The 18734-nt window shown below is 68.4% G+C and carries 14 protein-coding genes; 9 read left to right on the forward strand and 5 right to left on the reverse strand.

Annotated elements, in window-relative coordinates:
* Nucleotides 1–132 precede the first annotated feature (132 nt).
* Together V8J36_RS14410 and V8J36_RS14415 are read left to right on the forward strand one after the other, a co-directional pair.
* Nucleotides 133–531: a rhodanese-like domain-containing protein gene (locus V8J36_RS14410; protein WP_336468007.1), complete on the forward strand. Its 399-nt coding sequence runs from the start codon at nt 133–135 to the stop codon at nt 529–531.
* Nucleotides 532–598: 67 nt separating this feature from the next.
* Nucleotides 599–1339, forward strand: coding sequence for an IclR family transcriptional regulator (locus V8J36_RS14415; RefSeq protein WP_336468008.1), 741 nt, complete (start codon nt 599–601; stop codon nt 1337–1339).
* Nucleotides 1340–1370: 31 nt separating this feature from the next.
* On the opposite strand, the gene V8J36_RS14420 is transcribed toward V8J36_RS14415, so the two are convergent.
* Genes V8J36_RS14420 through V8J36_RS14430 form a run of 3 tightly spaced genes read right to left on the reverse strand, consistent with a single transcriptional unit; the run spans nt 1371 to nt 3938 of the window.
* Nucleotides 1371–2300, reverse strand: coding sequence for a 3-keto-5-aminohexanoate cleavage protein (locus tag V8J36_RS14420; RefSeq protein ID WP_336468009.1), 930 nt, complete (start codon nt 2298–2300; stop codon nt 1371–1373).
* A 5-nt stretch (nt 2301–2305) separates the two neighbouring features.
* Nucleotides 2306–3094, reverse strand: coding sequence for an SDR family oxidoreductase (locus V8J36_RS14425; RefSeq protein WP_336468010.1), 789 nt, complete (start codon nt 3092–3094; stop codon nt 2306–2308).
* Between the two features lie 13 nt (nt 3095–3107).
* On the reverse strand, nt 3108–3938 hold the full coding sequence (locus V8J36_RS14430; RefSeq protein WP_336468011.1) for a MaoC/PaaZ C-terminal domain-containing protein: 831 nt from the start codon (nt 3936–3938) through the stop codon (nt 3108–3110).
* 340 nt (nt 3939–4278) lie between these two features.
* Between V8J36_RS14430 and V8J36_RS14435 the strand changes: the two genes are divergently transcribed.
* The 7 genes from V8J36_RS14435 (at nt 4279) to V8J36_RS14465 (ending at nt 13269) form a co-directional block, all read left to right on the forward strand.
* Nucleotides 4279–6282: a hydantoinase/oxoprolinase family protein gene (locus tag V8J36_RS14435; protein WP_336468012.1), complete on the forward strand. Its 2004-nt coding sequence runs from the start codon at nt 4279–4281 to the stop codon at nt 6280–6282.
* Nucleotides 6279–7886, forward strand: coding sequence for a hydantoinase B/oxoprolinase family protein (locus tag V8J36_RS14440; RefSeq protein WP_336468013.1), 1608 nt, complete (start codon nt 6279–6281; stop codon nt 7884–7886). The genes V8J36_RS14435 and V8J36_RS14440 overlap by 4 nt, the downstream gene beginning before the upstream one ends.
* A 32-nt stretch (nt 7887–7918) precedes the next feature.
* Entirely contained in the window at nt 7919–9538 is a 1620-nt protein-coding gene (locus tag V8J36_RS14445) for an ABC transporter substrate-binding protein (protein WP_336468014.1), read from the forward strand.
* Nucleotides 9539–9715: 177 nt separating this feature from the next.
* Nucleotides 9716–10744, forward strand: a complete 1029-nt coding sequence (locus V8J36_RS14450) for an ABC transporter permease (RefSeq protein ID WP_336468015.1) — start codon at nt 9716–9718, stop codon at nt 10742–10744.
* Nucleotides 10745–10748: 4 nt separating this feature from the next.
* Entirely contained in the window at nt 10749–11591 is an 843-nt protein-coding gene (locus V8J36_RS14455; protein WP_336468016.1) for an ABC transporter permease, read from the forward strand.
* On the forward strand, nt 11591–12478 hold the full coding sequence (locus V8J36_RS14460) for an ABC transporter ATP-binding protein (RefSeq protein ID WP_336468017.1): 888 nt from the start codon (nt 11591–11593) through the stop codon (nt 12476–12478). Before V8J36_RS14455 ends, V8J36_RS14460 begins: the two co-directional genes overlap by 1 nt.
* The gene (locus V8J36_RS14465; protein WP_336468018.1) at nt 12475–13269 is read left to right on the forward strand and encodes an ABC transporter ATP-binding protein; all 795 of its coding nucleotides are present in this window, start codon (nt 12475–12477) and stop codon (nt 13267–13269) included. Before V8J36_RS14460 ends, V8J36_RS14465 begins: the two co-directional genes overlap by 4 nt.
* On the opposite strand, the gene V8J36_RS14470 is transcribed toward V8J36_RS14465, so the two are convergent.
* Both V8J36_RS14470 and V8J36_RS14475 read right to left on the reverse strand, forming a co-directional pair.
* Nucleotides 13266–15803 (reverse strand): response regulator, encoded by a 2538-nt coding sequence (locus V8J36_RS14470; protein ID WP_336468019.1) that lies wholly within the window; start codon nt 15801–15803, stop codon nt 13266–13268. The two genes, V8J36_RS14465 and V8J36_RS14470, sit on opposite strands and share 4 nt — an antisense overlap.
* A gap of 211 nt (nt 15804–16014) precedes the next feature.
* Nucleotides 16015–18663 carry a PAS domain S-box protein gene (locus V8J36_RS14475; protein WP_336468020.1) on the reverse strand — a complete coding sequence of 883 codons (2649 nt, stop codon included), beginning with the start codon at nt 18661–18663 and terminating at the stop codon, nt 16015–16017.
* Between the last annotated feature and the right edge of the window lie 71 nt (nt 18664–18734).

Consider the following 18734-nt stretch of genomic DNA (forward strand, 5'->3'; position numbering starts at 1 on the left):
CCAGACGTTCCGGATTCGCACTGCAGCGTTTTATTATGTGAACCACAATTTTATTATTTTGACGGACCTGTCAAGACATGCGAGCGTGCCGGAAAGCGATGCCGCCGCATCTGCACAAGAAAGGAACATCCGATGCCTTCGACGATCACCACGGGCTACAAGGCCCTGCTGGAACAGGCGAATGCCGCCGTCACCGCGCTGCCCACGGAAGCGGCAATCGCGCTGGCCGCCAGCCCCGACCACGTCTTCGTCGACCTGCGCGATCCGCGCGAACTGAAGCGCGAGGGCAAGATACCCGGCGCCTTCCACTGCCCGCGCGGTATGCTCGAATTCTGGATTGACCCGGACAGCCCCTATGCCAAACCGGTGTTCCAGCAGGACAAGACCTTCGTGTTCTATTGCGCCTCTGCCTGGCGCTCGGCGCTGTCGGCGAAGACCGCGCAAGAGATGGGACTGGCCCCCGTCACCCATGTCGCGGGTGGGTTTTCGGCCTGGAAGGCCGCGGGCGGCCCGGTCGAGATGCCGGAGTAACCGTGCCGCTTGCCCGGCGCGGCAGGGATGTGGGATAGGTCGGTGATTTTGCAGGAGATGCTCTGACGTGTCGGCAACGGTCGAGAAGGCCCTGAAGGTTCTGGAACTGCTGTCGACCCACGGTCAGCCGGTGCGGCTGGCCGACCTGTCGCGCGAGCTCGAGATGAACAAGTCCACCACCTATCGGCTGCTCGAGAAGATGGGGCAGCTGGGCTATGTGCGGCAGGACGAGGACAGCCGCTACATGCTGACCACCCGGATGTGGGCGATCGGTGTGCGCGCCTTCCGCAACTTCGACATCCGCGCCTGGGCCCGGCGGCATCTCGAGGAGCTTGCGCGCGAAACCGGCGAGACGGCGGTGCTCGCGGTGCTGGAAGGCGCGGATGTGGTGATCATCGACAAGCGCGACAGCGACCATGCGGTGCAAACGCTGTCGCCGCTGGGAAGCCGCTCGCCGCTGCATACCTCGTCGCTGGGCAAGGCGCTGCTTCTGGGGGACTTCGCCACGCTCTGGCCGCAGATGAAGAGGCCCGCGAAATTCACAGAAAGGACGCTCACCAGCCTTGCCAAGCTGAAGGCAGAGATCGACCGCGCCCGCGAGACCGGCGTGACCGAGGCCTATGACGAATACAACGTGGGCGTCAGCGGGATCGCGGCCCCGATCCACGGCGTGGACGGCGCACTTCTGGGCACGATCGGCATCACGCTGCCCACGGCGCGGTGCGAAGACGCGCATCTGGCACAGATCCGCGTGGCCGTGCGCACCCATGCCGACCGCCTCAGCAAGGCGCTCGGCGGGATCGGCTGAGGCCGGGCGCGGCGCCCGGCCCCCTTCGTCCTCAGAAGGCCACCGCCTCACGGCCTTTCAGGCCCAGGATCGCGCGCGCCTCGTCGGGGGTCGCGATCTCCATCGTCAGCCCCTCAAGGACGCCGCGGATCATCTCCACCTGCTCGGCATTGCTTTCGGCCATCTTGCCGCGTCCGGCATAGAGGCTGTCCTCCAGACCGACCCGGACGTTGCCGCCCATGGTCGCGGCCATCGTCGCCATGTTCATCTGGTGGCGCCCGCCGGCCAGAACCGACCAGCGATAGTCCTTGCCGAACAGCCGGTCCGCGGTTTCCTTCATGAACATCAGGTTCTCGGGGCCCGGGCCGATGCCGCCCAGCGTGCCCACGATGATCTGCACGAACATCGGCAGCTTCACGAAGCCGCGGTCGAGCATGTGGGCCAGGTTGTAGAGATGGCCCACGTCATAGCATTCGAACTCGAACCGGGTCCCACCCTCGCCAAGCCGCGTCATGATCGTCTCGATGTCGGCGAAGGTGTTGCGGAAGATCGCGCCGCGCGAGGCTTCCAGATAGTCCTCTTCCCAGTCGTTGACCCATTTGCCCTTGTACTTGTCCTTCATCATGAAGCTGCCGAAGTTCATCGAGCCCATGTTGCAGGAGCAAAGCTCAGGCGAGGCGGTCAGCGGCGCGCCGAGACGGTCCTCGATCGACATGTAGGTCGAGCCGCCGGTGGTCATGTTCAGCACCGCGTCGGTGCGGTCGCGGATCCGGCGCAGGATGTCGAGCCAGATCTCCAGATCCCCCGTGGGCATCTGGGTCTTCGGATCACGGGCATGCAGGTGCAGGATCGCCGCGCCGGCCTCGGCCGCGCCCACCGCCTGCTCGACGATCGCGTCGGGCGTGACCGGCAGATAGGGCGACATGGTGGGGGTATGGGTTCCGCCGGTGATGGCGCAGGTTATGATCTTCTTGTCGGCCATTGCCGTCACTCCGTGTATTCGAGACCGCCGCAGATGCTCATCACCTGCCCGCTGATCGGCCGCCCGGCGGGCGAGGCCAGATACATGACCAGGGCCGCGATCTCTGCCGGATCGACCATGGTCTTCATCGAGACCGCCTTCAGCGCGATCGCCTCCATCTCCTCGTAGGAGATGCCCTTCATCGCCGCGCGGTCGGTGAAGACGCGCCGGATGCGGTCGCCAGCGACGACGCCGGGGGCGATGGCGTTGACGCGGATCTGCTCGGGGCCGAGCTCGACCGACAGCGAGCGCGCCATCGCGATCACCGCCGCCTTCGAAGCGGCATATGGCGAGCGCAGCGGAAAGGCGTATTTCCCCGCGACCGAGGCCATGCAGATCATGCTCGCCGCGCCCTTCGCGGCGGCCGCGGCCTTCAGATGCGGGATCGCGGCGCGGGCGGTGTAGAACTGGCCATGCACGTTCACGTCGAAGGTGCGCCGCCAGGCCTCGGGGTCCTGTTCGTGCAGCGGCGCGGCCGGCCCGGCGATACCGGCGTTGTTCACCATCACGTCCAGCCCGCCCATCGCCGCCGCGGCCTCGTCGATGAAGGCGGTGACCGCGTCCATGTCGGCCACGTCGCAGATGCGGGCGGCGAAGCCCTCGGCGGCGGCGGCGGCCACCGGGCCCTCGGCGATGTCGCAGACCCAGACCTGCGCGCCGGCGGCCTTCAGCGCGCGGGCGATTTCCAGACCGATGCCCGAAGCGCCGGCGGTGACGATGGCGCGTGTCGCGCCCCAGTAGTCGCTGTCAGTCATGAGGATCCCCAGATCAGTGGAAGGTCGCGAGGCCGCCGTCGAGCACGACGGTGCCCCGCTCGGCCGAGCCGGCGCGGAAGCGCAGATCGCCCGCGTCGTGCCAGAAGTCGAAGGTCAGGCTTTCGCCCGGGAACACCGGGCCGGTGAAGCGCGCCGCGAACCGCGCGAGCTTCGCGGGATCGCCGGCGCAGAAGCTGCGGATCACCGTCAGGCAGGCCAGGCCGAAGCTGGACGCGCCGTGCAGGATCGGGGCCGGGAAGCCTGCCGCGGCGGCGAAGGCCGGGTCGATATGCAGCGGGTTGCGGTCGCCCAGCAGCCGGAATAGCGCCGCCTGGTTGGCGGCCGTGGCCACCGTCTCGGTCGCGTCGGGCGCGCGGTCGGGCGACTTCAGCGTCAGGGGCTGCGGCCCGCGATCGCCGCCGAAGCCGCCCCCGCCGCGAACAAAAAGGCTCGACCGCACCGTGGCATAACGCCCCGCAGGACCCGACAGCACCGTTTCCTGATGCAGGATGCCGCCGCGGCCCTCGCCCTTGTCGCTGAGCGCCGCGATGCTGCCGGACACCCGCGCTTCGCCCGCCGCCGGGAAGGGCGCATCGAAGCTGAGGTCCAGCCCGCCATGCACGACCGAGGCCAGCTCCACCCCCGCGAGGTCCAGCCAGCCATCGTCGAAGGCAAGCATCTGCGCGAAGCTGGGGACCACCGCCAGCGCCGGCTCGTAGACCAGCGCCAGTTCGTCGGCGCGCGCGCCCACGGCCAGCGCGTAAAGCATCGCGTCGCGGTCCTGCCAGGTGACGGTCCGGTCGGGAATCACCAGCGAAACGAGTCGGTCGGGATCGAGGCGCATCAGGCACTCCTAGGCTGCCGCTTTCATGGGCACAGTGTCGGGGTGCCGCACATATTGCAACATCACTTCACTATGTGAAACGAAATTTCATGAATTGATCGGCTTTCGATGCCCATTTTCTCGTCGAAACATGAGATCACTTGACAGAGAAGCTGCAGTGTTTCGAAACTGCATGTCAAATAATGAAACGGTAACCCATGTCGACCCAGATCCAGAGACACAGGATTCGACAGACCGACGGCCGCTGTGCCGCATCGGCGATTGACAGGCAGACGGCCGGCGTGAATATTCCGCTTATCGCAATCTTATTGCGAATTTCGGAATTCTGAGGAGACGCAACGTGGAAGGCTGGCGCTTGGGCATCGATATTGGGGGCACATTCACGGACGTGATCGCCGTCGCACCGGGCGGCGGCAGCCGCCGTTCCGCGAAGGTCCCCAGCCAGCCGCAGGAGCCGATCCGCGCGATCGTCGACGCCATCGGCGCGGTGGGGCTCGACTGGTCCGAGGTGTCCGAGATCGTGCACGGCACGACGATCGTGACCAATGACATCGTCGAGAGCCGCTTCCCCCCCTGCGCGCTGATAGCGACCGAGGGCTTCGCCGACACGATCGAGATCGCCCGTGGCTCACGCCGCAGCCTCTACCGGATGGAGGCGCTGCCGCGCCCGGCGCCGCTGGTTCCCGCGGCGCTGCGCTTCGAGGTCGCCGAACGCCTCGACCACGAAGGCCATGTCACACGCGCCCTGACCGAGGCCGAGATCGCCCGCGTGGTAGCCGAGGTCCGCGCCTCGGGCGCCGAGGCGGTCGCGGTCTGCCTGCTGCACGCCTTCCGCAACCCCGAGCACGAGGCGCGGCTGGGTGCGGCCCTGCGCGAACATGTGCCGCATGTCTCGCTCTCGCACGAGGTCAGCCCCGAGTTCCGCGAATACGAGCGGATGAACACCACGGTGCTGAACGCGATGATGATGGGCAAGATCAAGCGCCATCTGGGCCTGATCGCCGCGCGCAAGCCCGAGGGCAGCCAGCTGCACCTGATGCATTCCGCCTCTGGCATGGCCGCGCCGGCACTGATCGCGGAACGGCCCCTGATGCTGGCGATGTCGGGCCCGGCGGCCGGCGTCTCGGCCTCGTGCAAGGCGGCGGCGGATCTTGGCATCTCCCACGCGGTCACCTTCGACATGGGCGGCACCACCACCGATGTCTGCCTGATCGTCGAAGGGCAGGCGCAGATCGCGGTGAACCGCGATCTTGGCGGCCAGCGGATCCGGATGCCGATGGTGGCGGTGGATTCGATCGGTGCCGGCGGCGGCTCGATCGCGCGGCTGGTCTCGGGCGCGCTGATGGTTGGCCCCGAAAGCGCCGGTGCCAGGCCCGGCCCCGCCTGCTACGGCAAGGGCGGAACCGAACCCACCGTATCGGATGCCGACATGATCCTTGGCCACCTGAACCCGGCGCGGACGCTGGGCGGCGCCATCACCCTGTCGATGGACAAGGCCGAGGCCGCCATCGCGCCGCTCGCGCAGGCGATGGGCTTCACCGTGCCGCAGGCCGCCGCCGGCATCGCCCGCGTCGTGCATGCCAACATGGCCCGCGCCCTGCGCCGCGCCACGGTCGAGCGCGGGCTCGACATCCGCAGCTTCGAGATGGTGGCCTTCGGCGGCGCCGGCCCGATGCATGCGGTCGAGGTCGCGCGGCTTTGCGGGATCGGGCGGATCGTCGTGCCGGCCTTTTCGTCGGGCTTCTCGGCGCTTGGCTGCGTCGATGCGGTGATGAGCTATTCGCGTCAGATGAGCGTCGGCCGGAAATCCACCGCCTGGGACGGGGTGCAGCTCTCTGCCGCCGTGGCCACGCAGGTGGCCGAGCTTTCGGCGGCGCTGGTCGAGGCCGGCCACGACGCCGCAGCCCTCGTCACCCGGATGACCGCCGGCATCCGCTATTCGGGCCAGAGCTACGAGACCGAGATCCCGGCCCCCGTGCTGGACGACCCCGCCGCGCTTGGCGCGCAGTTCGATGCCGCGCATCGCGCGCTTTACGGCTACGCGACCGGCGAGGCCTGGGAACTGGCCTCGCTGCGCATCGAGGTGTCGGCCCCGGTCGAACATCCGGCCGTGGCGACCGAGGCCGCCGTCCCCGACACCACACCCACCGGCCACCGCCGCGTGACCTTCGAGACCGGCGAGGGCGCCGATGTGCCGATCCTCGACCGCGCCGCGCTGCCGCCGGGGCTGCGACTGCAGGGGCCCTTGATCGTCGAGGACGCCTGGTCGACCGTGATCGTCCCGCCGCAGGACGCGCTCACCGCCGATGCCGCCGGAAACCTGCTGATCGAGGTGGCGCAATGACCACACGACCCGTCATCGACCCCGTCTCACTCGAGGTCATCCGCAACGCGCTCACCGCCATTGCCGAAGAGATGTCGATGGTGGTCATGCGCGCCGCCCGCTCGCCGCTCTTGCGCGAGGCGGGGGACCATTCCTCGGCCCTCACCGATGCGCAGGGCTTCCTTGTCGCGCAGGGCGCCGACGTGCCGGTGCATCTGGGCGTGCTCAGCTTCACCGTGCGCGAGTTCCTTGCCCGCGTCCCGGCCGAGCGCCTCGCCCCCGGCGATGTCTGGATCCTGAACCTGCCCGAGATCGGCGGCAATCACCTGCCCGACGTGAAGCTGATCCGCCCGGTGTTCCGCGACGGCGCGCTCTACGCCTTCTCGATCAGCCTCGCGCATTGGGCCGATGTCGGCGGCGCGATGCCCGGCAGCTATTTCGCCGAGGCGCGCGACGCCTGGGCCGAAGGGTTGCGGATGCCGCCGACCCGGCTGGTGGCGGGCGAGGCGCTGGACGAAGAGAAGCTCGCGCTGATCCTCGCCAACGTCCGCGGGCCGGATGAGCGCAAGGGCGACATCCTCGCCCAGATCGCGGCGACGACGGTGGCGGCGCGACGGCTGGACGAGCTGGCGGCCAAGCATGGCACCGCTTGGATGACCGCGGCCTTCGAGGCGATCCACGACCGCGCCGAACGCCAGATGGCCGAGGCGATCCGCGCGATCCCGAACGGGGTCTACCGCGGCGAGGACTTCATGGACGATGACGGCCATTCCGGGCCGCCGGTCCCGATCCGCGTCACCGTCACCATCGAGGACGAGACCGCGACCTTCGACTTCTCGGACAGCGCCGACGCGGTGCCGGGCCCGATCAACACCACGAAATTCATCGCTGGCGCCGCGGTCTTCTACGCGATGAAGGCCCTTTACGGCCCGGACATCCAGCCTTCGGGCGGCTGCTACCGACCGTTGAAGGTGGTGACGCGTCCGGGCTCGATCGCCGACGCCCCCTATGACCGCCCGGTCGTGGGCGGCAACCACGAGACCTGCCAGCGTCTGGCCGACGCGATCTTCCACGCGCTGATCCCAGTCGCGGCGCCACTGCTGTCGGCGGGCGGGCCGACCACCGCGGGGCTCTTGATCTTCGGCACCCGGACCGAGGCCGGCTGGCAGACCTTCTACGAGGTCCACCCCGGCGGCGAGGGCGCGCGCATCGACCGCGACGGCATGGCCTCGACCCGGGTACACTTGGCCAACGTGATGAACACTCCCGCCGAGGTGATCGAGGCCGAATACCCGATCACGGTCGAATTCCAGCGCCTGCGCGCCGGTTCGGGCGGCGAGGGCGCGCATCGCGGCGGCGAGGGCATCTTGCGCGGCTACCGGATGCGCGGGGACGACACCACCGTGACCACCATGTTCGAACGCGCCGTCGTGCCGCCCTACGGGCTGGACGGCGGCGCGCCGGGCGCGCCCTTCGGGGCGGTGCTCACGCGGGCCGACGGGCGCAGCGAAAGACTGCGCGGCAAGCAGAACATCCGGATCGCCCGCGGCGATCTGGTTGTCGTCGAAAGCTCGGGCGGCGGCGGCTACGGCCGTTCCGCGGTTGCCGAGACGGCGGCGGAATGAATAACAAGCACACCAACAGGATGGGACCAACGATGCGCAGACGCGACTTCCTCGGCCAGGGCCTCGCCCTTGGCGGCGCCGCGGCCTTCGGGCTGACCTTCAACCCCCGCCTCGCGCGCGCCGCCACCCAGGCCGGCGTGATCCGGGTGCTGGCGGAAGGCGCGCCGAACACCTTCGACCCGGCCGGCACCGGCTACAACATCCCCTCGGTCAACATCATCTGGAACGTCTATGACCGGCTGATCACCTTCGGACAGAAGCCCCTGACCGGCGAGGGACAGGACGGCGCCTTCATCTACGACTATGACACCCTCGTGCCGCAGGCCGCGGAAAGCTGGACCGTCTCGGACGACGGCACGGTGATCACCTTCAAGCTGCGGCCCGACGCCACCTTCCACGACGGCAGTCCGGTCACGGCCGAGGACGTGAAATGGTCGCTCGACCGCGCGGTGAACGTCACCACCGCGAAGAACCAGATGGGCACCGGCTCGATGACCGACGTGGGCCAGTTCGCCGTCGTCGATCCGTCCACCATCACCATCACCGTGCCGAAGGCCGACCGCTTCACCCTGCCGAACCTCGCGCTACTGTTCCCCGCGATCATCAACTCGAAGGTCGCGAAGGAGCACGCCACCGCCGAGGATCCCTGGGCCACCGAATGGCTCAAGACCAATGTCGCCGGCGGCGGTCCCTTCAAGCTCGGCCAGTATCAGGCCGGCCAGCAGTTCGTGCTCGAACCCTTCGCCGAGTGGAAGAACGGCGACCGCTTGCCCAATGACCGCATCCTCTACCAGATCGTCCCGCAGGCGGCCTCGCGCCGTCTGGCCGCCGAACGCGGCGAGGCCGATCTCGTGCGCGACCTGCCCGGGCGCGACGTCAAGGATCTGATGGATGCCGGCAAGGTCAAGGTGCTGGGCATCGCCAACCCGGCGACCGTCACCTACATCGCGATGAACAACCTGATCGCCCCCTTCGACAACGTGAAGGTGCGTCAGGCCATCGCTTGGTCGGTTCCCTATCAGGACATGTTCGAGGCGGTGCTCTACGAGCGCGGCGTACCGATGTTCGGCGGCCCGGCCGAGGCCGGCTCGACCCAGTGGCCGGCACCGCTGCCCTACACGCAGGACCTGGACAAGGCCAAGGCGCTGCTGGCCGAGGCCGGCTTCGCCGACGGGTTCGAAACCACCTTCTCGATCGACGCCGACGACGTGACCGTGGGCGAACCGGTGGCGATCCTGATGCAGGAGGCGCTTGGCAAGATCGGGATCAAGGTCACGATCAACAAGGTGCCCGCCGGCCAGATGGGCACCCTGCTGACCGAGAAGAAGCTGCCTCTGTTCATCGCGAATGCCGGCGCCTGGCTGCGCTCGCCCGACTACTTCTTCCGGATCTTCTATCAGGGCGAGACCCGCTGGAACTTCGGCAGCTACGCCAACCCCGAGATGGTCAAGGCCGTGGCCGATGCCCGCTGGGAGAACGACCCCGCGAAATACGACGCGCTGGTCATGCAGATGATCGAGCTGGCGCGGACCGAGGTGCCGGTGATCCCGCTGTGGTCGGCCTTCCAGGACACGGTGATCTCGCCGGCGATGTCGGGCTACACCTACATGTTCCACCGCTCGCTGGAACTGCGCCACCTCGACAAGGCCTGAGACGGGGCCTGATGCGGACCTGTGCCGGGCGATCCCCTCGCCCGGCCCCTCTCCCTGGCCGGAGACCTCTCCCCCGCCGGTCCGGCCTTTTCCTTTCCCGCGCGGGGCGACAGGATGCCCCGGCGCAATGACGGCCGCCCTCGACGGCCCGGCCGAGACCAAGGACCCCCGCCCGACATGCGACATTCGCTCGCCCGCGCCATCCTCGCCCGCGTCTGGAGCGCGGTTCCCGTCCTGATCGGCGTGCTGATCGTGACCTTCGTGCTGATCCGCGCCCTGCCCGGCGATCCGGCGATCCAGTATGCGACCTCGCCCGGCGCCGGCCCCGAAGAGATCGCCGCGATCCGCCGCGAGATGGGCCTCGACCGGTCGGTGGTCGAGCAGTTCCTGATCTACGTGGGCGAGATCCTGAAGGGCAACTTCGGCCATTCGATGCAGACCGGGCAGCCGGTGCTGGCCGATTTCGCGGTGCGCCTGCCGGCCACGATCGAACTGGCGGTGATGGCCTTCGTCATGGCGGTCGCGGTGTCGCTGCCGCTGGGGATCCTTGCCGCGATCTTCCGTCACAGCTGGTTCGACCAGCTCTGCCGGGTGCTGTCCTCCTTCGCGGCGGCGATGCCGGTGTTCTTCTTCGGCCTGCTGCTGATCTACATCTTCTACTTCCGCCTCGGCGTCGCGTCGGAACCGATCGGGCGCTGGCCCTCGATGATCATCCCGCCGATGCCGATCACCGGCTTCGCGACGATCGACGCGCTGATGGAAGGCGACTGGCAGCTGTTCGGCATGGCGCTGGCCAAGATGGTGATGCCCGCCGCCTCGATGGCGATCTTCGCCGTGGCGCCGCTGCTGCGGATGATGCGCGGCGCGATGATCGACGCGCTCGACAGCGACTACGTGCTGGCCTCGCGCGCCTTCGGCCTGTCGCGGGCGCGGGTGATCCTGCGCTATGCGCTGCCCAATGCGATGCTGCCGGTGCTGGCGACGATGGGCATGGTGCTGTCGACGATGCTCGGTGCCAACGTGATGATCGAAAAGCTGTTTTCCTGGCCCGGGATCGGCGCCTATGCCGTCAACTCGCTGATCGCGGTCGACTATGCCCCGGTGCAGGCCTTCGTGCTGATCGTGGCGGTGATCTTCGTGCTGATGACGCTGGTCATCGACGTGATCTCGGCCGCGGTCGATCCGCGCTACAAGCTGCGAGGCTGAGCCGATGCTGAGCCTTGCCGACATCCGCTTCATCCTGCGCCGCAACCTTGTCACCGCGATCGCCGGCGTGCTGATCGTGGTGCTGATGGTCGTGGCGATCATCGGCCCCTACATCGTGCCGCACGATCCGCTGCAGACGAACCTGCGCGAGGTGCTGCGCCCGCCGTCGGCCAGCTACTGGTTCGGCACCGACCACCTCGGGCGCGACATCTTCAGCCGGGTGATCACCGCCGCACGGCTCGATTTCGCCATCGCGATCATCGCCGTGGCGCTGTCCGCCGCGGCGGGCACGGCGGTCGGCGCCTTCTCGGGCTATCTCGGCGGCTGGGTCGACAAGCTTCTGTCGCGCCTCGTCGACGTGATGATGGCCTTCCCGCTGTTCGTGGCTGCGATGGCGCTGGTCGCGGTCCTTGGCAATTCGGTCCAGTCGATCGTTCTGGCGACCGCGATCATCAACTTGCCCTTCTACTTCCGCCTGATGCGGGCCGAGATCACCCAGCGCCGCGAGGCGGGCTATGTCGAGGCCGCGATCATCAACGGCAACGGGCTGGGGCGGATCCTCTTCACCTTCCTGATCCCGAACGCCCTGCCGCCCGTGATCGTGCAGATCTCGCTGAACCTCGGCTGGGCGATCCTGAACACCGCCGGCCTCGCCTTCATCGGGCTCGGGGTGGCGCCGCCGACCCCGGAATGGGGGATCATGATCCAGGAGGGCGCGGCGATGATGATCTCTGGCCAATGGTGGGTCGTGGTCTTCCCCGGCGCGGCACTGGCGCTTTCCGTCTTCTGCTTCTCGCTTCTCGGCGACGGCATCCGCGACATCATGGACCCGAGGCGGCGCAGCTGATGACCCGAACTCACGAAAACCGGCTTCTCGAGATCGAAGACCTCCAGCTTGGCTTCGACGGTGCACAGGGGCTGCTGCCGGCACTGCGCGGCGTCTCGGTCCATCTCGACCGAGGCGAGCTGGTGGCCCTTGTCGGCCAGTCCGGCTCCGGCAAGTCGGTCACCGGACTGACCGTCCTACGGCTTCTGGGCGCCAACGCGCGCATCGCGAAGGGTGCGATCCGCTTCGACGGGCAGGACCTGCTGTCCTTCAGCGAACGCCAGATGCGCGGGATCCGCGGCGGGCGCATCGCGATGGTGTTCCAGAATGCCAAGGCGTCGCTGAACCCGATCCGTCGCGTGGGAGACACGCTGGCCGACATCGTGCTGGCGCATGACACCACCGGGCTCAGCCGCAAACAGGCGCTGCAGAAGGTCGTGGGGCTGATGGCGCAGATCGGCATCGCCCTGCCCGAAGAACGCGCGCGTGCCTATCCGTCCGAACTGTCGGGCGGCATGTGCCAGCGCATCGGCATCGCGGCCGCACTGGCCTCGGACCCCGAGCTGATCATCGCGGACGAACCGACCTCGGCGCTGGACGTGACGACGCAGCAGCTGGTGATGGACACGCTGACCGAGGCCGCCCGCGCCCGCGGCGTCGCGGTGATCTTCATCACCCACGACCTCGCGCTGGCTTCGGAATACTGCGACCGGGCAGTGGTGATGAACGCCGGCCGCATCGTCGAGGAAGGCCCGGCCGACCGCGTCTTCACCGACCCGCAGCATCCCTATACCCGCGCGCTTCTGGACGCGTTGCCCTATGGCAAGACCGATGCCTCGGAGCTGCGCCCGATGACCTGGACCGATCCCGAAGACAGCGCCCCCGGCGCGGAGGGCCCCCGCTCATGACCCCGCTTCTCGATCTGCGCGCGATCACCAAGCGTTACCCGGTGCCCGGGGGGAACAGCGTGACCGCGGTCGATGCCGTCGACTTCCATGTCATGCCCGGCGAGATCCTGGGGATCGTCGGGGAAAGCGGCTCGGGCAAGACCACGCTGTCGCGGATCGCCGCGCGGCTGATCCCGCATGACGAGGGCCGCATCACCTTCGACGGCGAGGACATCACCCGGATTTCCGGCGCGAAATTCGCCCGGCATCCGAAACGCCGGGCGCTGCAGATGGTGTTCCAGGACCCGCTGGCCAGCCTGAACCCGCGGTTCCGCGCGCGCGAGGCGATCGGCGACCCGGTCCACCGGCTGGGCACCGCGGCGGAACGCGGCCGCGCGGCAGAGCTGGTGGCCGAGGCCGCGCGCCTTGCCGGCCTGCCCGAACGGCTGATGTCGGCCTACCCGCACCAGATGTCGGGCGGGCAGCGCGCCCGCGTGGACATCGCCCGCGCGATCGTGCTGCGCCCGAAAATGATACTGCTGGACGAACCGACCTCGGCGCTCGATGCCTCGCTGCAGGCGCATGTGATCCGCACGCTTCTGGACCTGCGCAGCGAGCTGGGCCTGTCGTTCATCTTCGTCAGCCACGACCTGAACCTGGTGCGGCTGATCTCGGACCGGCTTCTGGTCATGCACCGTGGCCGCGTGGTGGAACAGGGCGTCGCGCAGGCGGTGTTCGAGGCGCCGCAGGCCGAGTACACCAAGACCCTGATCGCCGCGATCCCGCAGGTGGGGCGGCGCCGGAGCGTCTAGTCCGTGGCCAGCGCAATGGCGCGCGCGACGGCGTCGAGCAGTTCGCGCTCGCCATAGGGCTTGACCAGCGTCACCGCGCGGTCGGCCCGCACGCCGCTGTCGCCCGAGGCGAAGGCGACCGCCAGCGTCGGCATCTTCAGGCGCAGCGCGGCGGCCAGTTCAGTGCCGCTGCGGTCGGGCAGGCCCTGATCGGTCAACAGCAGGTCCACGGGCACCGCGGCGAACAGCGCCTCGGCCTCGGCGGCGGTGCCGGCCTCGACCACCTGATGCCCGAAATCGCGCAGCGTCTCGGCCATGTCGAGCCGGATCAGCACGTCGTCCTCGACCAGCAGGATGCTGCAGGCCTTGCGTGCCTGCCCGTAATCGACGTTGCCGGCGCCGATTGCCGCCGGCACCTTCGACTGCGCCGCCAGCACAGAGCGCACCTTCCGCGCCAGATCCTCGCGCGTGTAGGGCTTCGACAACAGGTCGACCCCGGCATCAAGCCGCCCGGCATGGACGATCGAGTTCTCGGTATAGCCCGAGGTGAACAGCACCCCCAGCCGCGGCAACCGCTCCTTGGCCTTGCGCGCCATCTCGGGGCTCTTCAGCGGCCCCGGCATCACCACGTCGGTGAACAGCAGGTCGATGGGCACCCCGCTTTCGATCACCGCCAGCCCCGATTGCGCGTCGACGGCCTTCAGCACCCGGTAGCCAAGATCGCGGAACAGTTCGACCACCGTGGCGCGGACATCCTCGTCATCCTCGACCACCAGCACCGTCTCGGTGCCGCCGACGACGGGCTCGCGCGGGGCGTTGACCTCGACATCCTCGGCCTCGAGAGAGCGCGGCAGATACAGGCGGACGGTCGTCCCATGCCCGGGCTCGGAATAGATCTTCACATGGCCGCCAGACTGCTTGACGAAGCCATAGACCATCGACAGCCCGAGGCCCGAGCCCTTGCCCTCGGGCTTGGTCGAGAAGAAGGGCTCGAAGGCGCGGGCGATGGTCTCGGCGTCCATGCCGCAGCCGGTATCGGTGACCGCAAGCATCACGTACTGCCCCGGGGACACGTCGGGTTCATGGCGCGTGTAGCCGTCGTCGAGGCTGGCATTGCCCATCTCGATCGTCAGCCGGCCGCCGCCATCCATCGCATCGCGGGCGTTGATCGCAAGGTTCAGCAGCGCGTTCTCGACCTGCGTCGGGTCGATGAAGGTGTTCCACAGCCCGCCGCCGGTGATGATCTCGACCTCGACCGCCTCGCCCACGGCGCGGCGCAGCAGGTCGTCCATCGCCCGCACGAACCGGGCGATGTTGACCACCTTCGGCTCCAGCGCCTGCCGCCGCCCGAAGGCCAGAAGCTGCGCCGCCAGCTTCGCCCCGCGCGCGACCCCGGCCATGGCATTGGTGATCCGCCCCTCGGCCCGGGCATTGCCGGCGATGTCGCGCGCCAGAAGCTGCAGGTTGCCAGAGACGACCTGCAACAGGTTGTTGAAGTCATGCGCGACACCGCCGGTCAGCTTGCCGATCGTCTCCAGCTTCTGGGCCTGCGCCAGCGCGAGCTCGGCCTGATGGCGCGCCTCGATCTCGGACACGACGCGGCTTTCCAGCGTCTCGTTCAGCGCCCGCAGCTGCGCCTCGGCCGCCTGGCGCTGCGCGACCTCGGCTTCAAGGCTGCGCGCATGTTCGAGGATCAGCTGCTCGGCCTCGCGCTGCTCGGTGATGTCGGTGTGGACGCCGATCCACTCCACCAGCGCGCCCGACGCGTCGATCACCGGCAGCGCCCGGATCGAGCAGTTGCGCCAGGCGCCGTCATGGCGGCGGACGCGGTGCTCGAACAGGAAGGTCGACCGCGCGGCGACCGCCCGCTGCCAGGCCTCGACCGTCGGCGCGGCATCGTCGGGATGCACCGCCCGCGCCCAGCCATAGCCCTGGTATTCCTCAAGGCTCTGACCGGTCAGCGCGGCCCATCCGGGCTGCTCGCCGCTCATCCGCCCCTCGGCGTCGTTGGTCCAGAGCACGCCGTTCACCGCGTCGATCGCCAGCCGGAACCGCTGGTTGCTGCGCTGCACCGCACGCTCTGCCGCGACCTTGGCGGTGGTCTCGAGCACGGTGCAGAGCACCCCGCCGACGCTGCCGTCACCCAGGTGGATCGGGGTGTAGAAGAGGTCGAAGGTGACTTCCTCGGGCGCGCCGTAGCGGTTCAGGGTCATCGCCTGGTCCTGGTAGAACAGCGCCCGGCCCTGGAAGCCCTCTTCAAGGATGCGCCGGTTCCAGTCCCAGATCTCTGGCCAGATGCCCGGAACGGTGCCGCCCAGTGCGCGGGGGTGATAGGCGCCGGCGATAGAGACATAGCCGTCGTTGTAGACCATCACATGGTCCGCGCCCCACATCAGCACCTTGGGAATGGGCGAGTTGACCATCGTGTCGACGGTCGAGCGCAGCTGCGCGCTCCAGCCCACGATCGGCCCGAGCGAGGTCGCGGCCCAGTCGAAGCCGCGGACCATCCGGGCCATCTGAGAGTCGCCGATCGGCCAGTCGATCCCGTCCGTCATGCCCGCCACCGCCCTGCCGGCGGCACATCGCCGTGCCCGCGTTCCAAGATCCGTCCTGCCCCCCCGTCGTGCCTTCGCTGGTCGTGGCCTTCGCCATCATGCCCCGCGCCCGAACGCGGGACCGGCAGTCAGGTTCCCCCGAAATACATCATTTCTCAAGGCCCGGGGGTCAGGGCCCCGGCCACGTCGCACTTCGCGGCGGGCGGTCAGGTCACGCCAGACCCGCGACCGGGCCGAGGAAGGCGGTGGCCACCTCGTCCAGCCGCACGCGGCTTTTGATCAGGTTGCGCCGGACGCGGCGGTCGGTCGGGGCCTCGCTCGCGCTCAGGCCGTAGATCGGCACGTTCGGTTGCAGCCGCTCGATCGCGTCCAGCAGTTCGCCCGCCCCGCTGCGGATGCCGTCCCAATCGATGATCACCAGGTCGAAATGGCTCTGGCGCGCATACCAGGCGGCCTCGGCCAGCGTCACCGCCTGCGTGGTCACGGCCCGGCCGGCGAAGGCAGAGCGGAACACCTCGGCGAAGTCGCGGTCATATTCGACGTGCAGGATCGCGGGCCGGCGCTTGCCGTCGCCGATGCGCTCGATCTCGGGCTCGCTCACCGCCGAGGGCGCGACCTCTGGCAGGATCACCCAGAACTCGCAGCCGCCGCCGACAAGGTTGTCGAAGCCGATCTCGCCGCCCATCCGCTCGACGATCTGGCGCGAGATGTTCAGCCCCAGGCCGGTCCCGCCCTTCTCGCGCGTGGCCGAGCTGTCGGCCTGGCTGAAGGGGGTGAAGATCCGTTCGCGGAACTCGTCGGGCACGCCCGGACCGGCGTCGATCACGCCAAGCCGGACACGCCCATCCCGCATCGCCGCCGCGATGCGGACGGTGCTGCCGTTCGGCGAGAATTTCGCGGCGTTCGACATCAGGTTCGACATGACCTGCTGGAAGCGGTCTGTATCGACCCGGATCCAGGCCTCTCGCGAGGGCAGCGACAGCTCGAAAGTGACGCCGTGCTCCTGCCCATAGGGCTGGTTGATCGCCACTGCCTGTTCCAGCAGAGTGCTGATCTGCGTCTCGACGGGGCGGAACCGCGCCTGACCCGACGAGATTTTCTCCATGTCGAGGATGTCGTTGACCAGCATCGTCAGCCGGTCGCAGTTCTTCAGCGCGATGCCCAGCAGCCGTTCCGCCCGTTGTTCCAGACCGCTCGCCATCGTGCCCAGCACCAGCGACAACGCGCCCTTGATCGAGGTCAGCGGCGTGCGCAGTTCATGGCTGACGGTGGCGACGAAGTTCGACTTCATCTGCTCCATCTGCCGCCGCTCGGTGATGTCCTGCACCTGCACGATGAACTCGACCGCCTCGGTGCGGGCCGAGCGTTGCTGCGAGATGTGCAGAAGCGCCCAGGCCTCGGTGCCGTCCTTGCGGATCACCCGGCGTTCCAGCTGCAGCAGCTTGATGTCGCCCGAGCGCATCGCGGCGCGATCGCGTTCCGAGATGACGCGGCGGTTCGGCGGGATCATCTGCGACAGGCGCATGCTCAGCAGCTCTTCCGCGCCGTAGCCGGTGAAGCGGCAGAGCGCGCCGTTGACATGCAGCAGCCGGCAGTCCTCATCCAGCAGCGCCATGCCCATCGGGGCAAGATCGATGGTGGTGCGGAACTGCTCTTCGTTGGCCTCGAGCGCCTCCTGCGCCGAACGGTACACGGTCTGCGCCCCGTCGGTGTCCTCGCCCCGCTCGCGCATGCGGTCGGTGATGTCGGTGGCGAACTTCACCACCTTGAAGGGCTTGCCGTAGGGGTCGAAGATCGGGTTGTAGCTGGCCTGGATCCAGACCTCGCGCCCGCCCTTGCCGATCCGGCGATACTCCGCCGCCTGGAACTCGCCGGCCGAGAGGGTGCGCCAGAACTCGGCGTATTCGGCGGTGCCCGCCTCGCCGGGGGCCACGAACATGCGGTGGTGCTGGCCTTGGATCTCGGCCAGCTGATACCCGAAGGTGGCCAGGAAATTGTCATTCGCGGTCAGCACTGTGCCGTCCAGCGCGAACTCGATCACCGCCTGCGCCTTCGACAGCGCGCTCAACTGGCTCTTGTAGTCGACAGAGCGCAACTTGGCCTCGGTCACGTCGGTCGCATATTTGACGATCTTGACCACGTTGCCGCGACTGTCGAAGACCGGGCTGTAGCTGGCCTGGAACCAGACGCGCCGACCGTCCTTGCCCTGGCGGTTGAACTCGCCGCTGTCGAAGCGGCCGTCGCGCAGGTTCTGCCAGAAGTTGGCGTAGACCGCGCTCGCTGCCTCGGCCTCATCGACGAACATCCGGTGGTGGCGGCCGCGGATCTCTTCAAGACCGTAGCCGGTCGCGCGCAGGAAGTTGTCGTTGGCGGCCAGGATATGGCCCTGGAGATCGAATTCGATGATCGCGTGCGATTGCGAGATCGCGGCAAGCTGCCCGGCGTGGTCGGCCGCTGCCAGATGCTGTGCGGTCACATCGAAGGCGAATTTCGCGACCCGCTCGGGGCGCCCGTCAGCACCGGGGATCGGGATGTAGCTGGCCTCGAGCCAGACCGGCCGGCCGCCCTTGCCAAGCCGCATGAAGGCACCCTTCTGCGCCTCGCCACGCCCCAGCGCCTCCCAGAACGCGCGATAGGCGGCCGAGCGGCCATGCGCCTCTTCGACGAACATCCGGTGATGACGGCCCCGGATCTCGGGCAGTTCGTAGCCGGTCACCCGCAGGAAGTTCTCGTTGGCCGTCACGATCGTGCCGTCGAGGTCGAACCAGATCACCGATTGTGCACGGTCGATCGCGGCCATCAGCTGGCCAAGATCGACAACATCGTCTCGGCCGCCACCGGCCACGGGTTCGATATACATCTCTGCCTCTCGTCTCCGCCTGCGGCCCGATCTCGCGGTGCCCAGTCCGGCTTTCGTCGCGGGCGGTCAGC

This window comes from Frigidibacter sp. MR17.14, from assembly GCF_037095735.1.
Taxonomy (GTDB): Bacteria; Pseudomonadota; Alphaproteobacteria; order Rhodobacterales; family Rhodobacteraceae; genus Frigidibacter.